At 52.8% G+C, this 3,280-nt stretch carries 3 protein-coding genes; all 3 read left to right on the forward strand.

Features of this window, described 5'->3' with window-relative positions:
• The first annotated feature begins 832 nt into the window (after window positions 1-832).
• A complete protein-coding gene (locus ACRCZA_RS12720) occupies window positions 833-1,237 on the forward strand; it encodes an NADH-quinone oxidoreductase subunit A (RefSeq protein ID WP_438674795.1) in 405 nt (134 codons plus the stop codon).
• Between the two features lie 29 nt (window positions 1,238-1,266).
• Entirely contained in the window at window positions 1,267-1,941 is a 675-nt protein-coding gene (locus tag ACRCZA_RS12725) for a NuoB/complex I 20 kDa subunit family protein (protein WP_438674796.1), read from the forward strand.
• Between the two features lie 3 nt (window positions 1,942-1,944).
• Window positions 1,945-3,280 (forward strand): NADH-quinone oxidoreductase subunit C (locus ACRCZA_RS12730; RefSeq protein WP_438674797.1); only part of this gene is annotated, 1,336 nt, incomplete at its 3' end.

The raw sequence follows: 3,280 nt of genomic DNA on the forward strand, positions 1-3,280 counted from the left end.
CCACGTTTTTTTGTCGCACATTCAAATACCCCCTCTTCCTTATCTCTCGCTGATTACATCTTGATCATTTAAGCCAGATTTATCGCCATTATTCCCCAAATAGTCCTGTTTCTAATGTATTGCCCATAGCATGCCAAACTTGATGGCATAACCCACTGTTACCGATGTTAACGCTGCCCTCCAATATTGGCGCATATAACTCAATCTGCTCAGTATAAACACGGACGCTGCGCATAATATGCTGAGATAACGCCGCGACTGTTTATTTTTTAATCACAACTGGGCGTCATCATATTTTAAATATTGCGCAACCAAGGAGAGAACTGACAGAGCAAGATGTGATGCACACATGAAATATTACAACTTAAGCCACTTCATTCTGCTAATCGTGATCAGCCAGCTGCAAAGTTTGAAACTCTTAACTAATTTTGTCCATTTTGTGTTGACCGTCACGCATTTTTGTGAGAAAAATAAACAGCATAACAACATGATGTAAACAGTTGCGTCAACGTTCAAAAATAAGACAAAAAAGACATTGTGATGTTTATGACAATGTTAATGGATGAATCTTGGGAAGCCCTTAAGCAAATACTTAAAGAAACAGAGCCTGAAAGATGAACTCTGAAGCACGCTCAAACGCCAATTATCGTGTATGTACCTAAATTCTGTGACGAGATATCTCTGAACAATGTGTGGAATGATTTTAGGTCACGGCACGTTGGCGTAGAAATTACGACAAGCAATGTCGCTTTAGCATTTGTGAATATGTGGTTACCAATGTATTGGTTAACAAAATATGCTCAACGAGCAGCAGCTTCTAGGAATAACCTTTATGTTTGGTGATATTTCTGCTCAACATTGGGCTTTTATCATTTATGTTATTGGTGCCATCTCCATTTGTTTGGCGATGATAGGCCTCGCCGCCTTGTTAGGCGGACGCGCTCAAGGGCGCACCAAAAACAAGCCATTTGAATCCGGCGTCGACTCGGTCGGCACTGCCCGTCTGCGCTTTTCCGCTAAGTTCTATTTAGTTGCCATGTTCTTCGTCATCTTCGACGTCGAGGCGCTCTACCTCTTCGCTTGGTCCGTTTCCGTGCGCGAAACTGGCTGGGTCGGCTTTATTGAAGCCGCCATTTTCATCGCAATACTGCTCATCGGCCTGCTCTACCTCTGGCGCATTGGCGCTCTGGAGTGGTCACCGCGCAAACCACAGCTAAATAACAAAAACACAGATTGAACCACAGACCATTTCCTTAAGGTTGCAGCATGAAGTACACCCTGACCCGGATTGACCCGGATGCGCCCGTTGAGCGCTACCCTCAAGAGCAGCGCCAGACCGTCGATGATCCACTGACACAACAAGCAACACGCGGCATTATGATGGGCCGTCTCGAAGAGGTACTGCAAGACACCGTCAACTGGGGCCGCAAAAACTCCCTCTGGCCTTACAACTTCGGTATCTCTTGCTGCTACGTAGAAATGTGTACCGCTTTCACCTCCCCCCACGATGTCGCGCGCTTTGGCGCTGAAGTTATCCGCGCCTCGCCGCGTCAGGCCGATTTCATGGTGATTGCAGGGACCCCCTTCATCAAGATGGCGCCAGTCATCCAGCGCCTGTATGAACAGCTGCTCGAACCTAAGTGGGTGATCTCCATGGGGGCCTGTGCCAACTCCGGCGGCATGTATGACATCTATTCCGTGGTTCAAGGGGTAGACAAGTTCCTGCCGGTCGACGTCTACATTCCAGGTTGCCCGCCTCGCCCTGAAGCCTTTTTACAAGCCCTGATGCTGCTGCAGGACTCCATCGGCAAAGAGCGTCGCCCCCTTTCTTGGGTCGTTGGCGATCAAGGGATCTACCGTCCTCAGATGCAGGCCGAAAAAGAGCGCAAGCGCGGCGAACGGATCAATGTGACCAACCTGCGCACGCCGGATGAGATTTAACCGATGAAACTGACTCGAGATTTTCCCCGTAATGATGCCATGGCTCAGTGGCAGCCCAGCGACCACCAGGATGCCAAGGTCATTGGCGAACTGTTTGCCCATTTCGGCACCGAGCACTTCACGGTGCAAAGTACCCGTACTGGCGTTCCCGTGGTTTGGCTCCCCCGCGAGCTGCTGCAGGATGTGATTGGCTTTTTGCGTAAAGTGCCCGCCCCATTTGTGATGCTCTATGATCTCAGCGCCACCGACGAGCGGCTACGCAGCCATCGCGATGGCTTACCGCAGAGCGACTTTACCGTCTTCTATCACCTCATCTCCATCGACCGTAACAGTGATGTGATGCTGAAAGTGGCGCTGGCCGAAAGTGACCTGCATCTGCCCACCATCACCAACCATTTCCCCAATGCCAATTGGTACGAGCGGGAAGTGTGGGATCTGCTAGGCATTACCTTCGATGGTCACCCCCATCTGACCCGCATCATGATGCCCAAGAGCTGGCAGGGTCACCCGCTGCGCAAGGATTACCCGGCGCGCGCCACCGAATTCGATCCCTTCATGCTCGATGCCGCCAAACAGGACATGGAGCAGGAGAACCTGCTATTTAAACCGGAAGAGTGGGGCCTTTCCCGCGGCAACGAGAACGAGGACTACATGTTCCTCAACCTCGGCCCCAACCACCCCTCTGCTCACGGCGCCTTCCGCTTGGTGTTGCAGCTCGATGGCGAAGAGATCCGCAACTGCGTGCCCGATATCGGCTATCACCATCGTGGTGCCGAGAAGATGGGCGAGCGCCAGTCCTGGCACAGCTATATCCCCTATACCGACCGGGTCGAGTATCTGGGTGGGGTGATGAACAACCTCCCCTACGTGCTGGCGGTCGAGAAGCTGGCCGGCATCAAGGTGCCGCAACGGGTTGAGGTGATCCGGGTGATGATGGCGGAGCTGTTCCGCATCCAGAGCCACCTGCTGTTCCTAGGTACCTATATTCAGGACGTCGGCGCCATGACGCCGGTCTTCTTCACCTTCACCGACCGCCAGAAGATTTACACCATCATCGAAGCGATCACCGGCGCCCGTATGCACCCTGCTTGGTTCCGCATTGGCGGTGTCGCCCACGATTTGCCGAGGGGATGGCAGCGGCTGGTGCAGGACAACCTGCTGAGCTGGTTACCCAAACGCTTAATGGATTACGAAAAAGCGGCGATGCGCAACAGCATCCTGCGCGGGCGTACCATAGGCGTCTCGGCCTACACCACCGAGCAGGCGCTGGCTTGGGGCACCACGGGGGCCGGATTGCGGGCCACTGGCCTCAATTTCGATGTGCGCAAGTGGCGCCCCT

This window comes from Shewanella sp., from assembly GCF_051658185.1.
Lineage (GTDB): Bacteria > Pseudomonadota > Gammaproteobacteria > Enterobacterales > Shewanellaceae > Shewanella.

What these genes read in the sequence shown, in the direction of transcription:
- ACRCZA_RS12720 (WP_438674795.1), top strand. Translation starts at nt 833, where the DNA reads ATGTTTGGTGATATTTCTGCTCAACATTGGGCTTTTATCATTTATGTT.
- ACRCZA_RS12725 (WP_438674796.1), top strand. Translation starts at nt 1,267, where the DNA reads ATGAAGTACACCCTGACCCGGATTGACCCGGATGCGCCCGTTGAGCGC.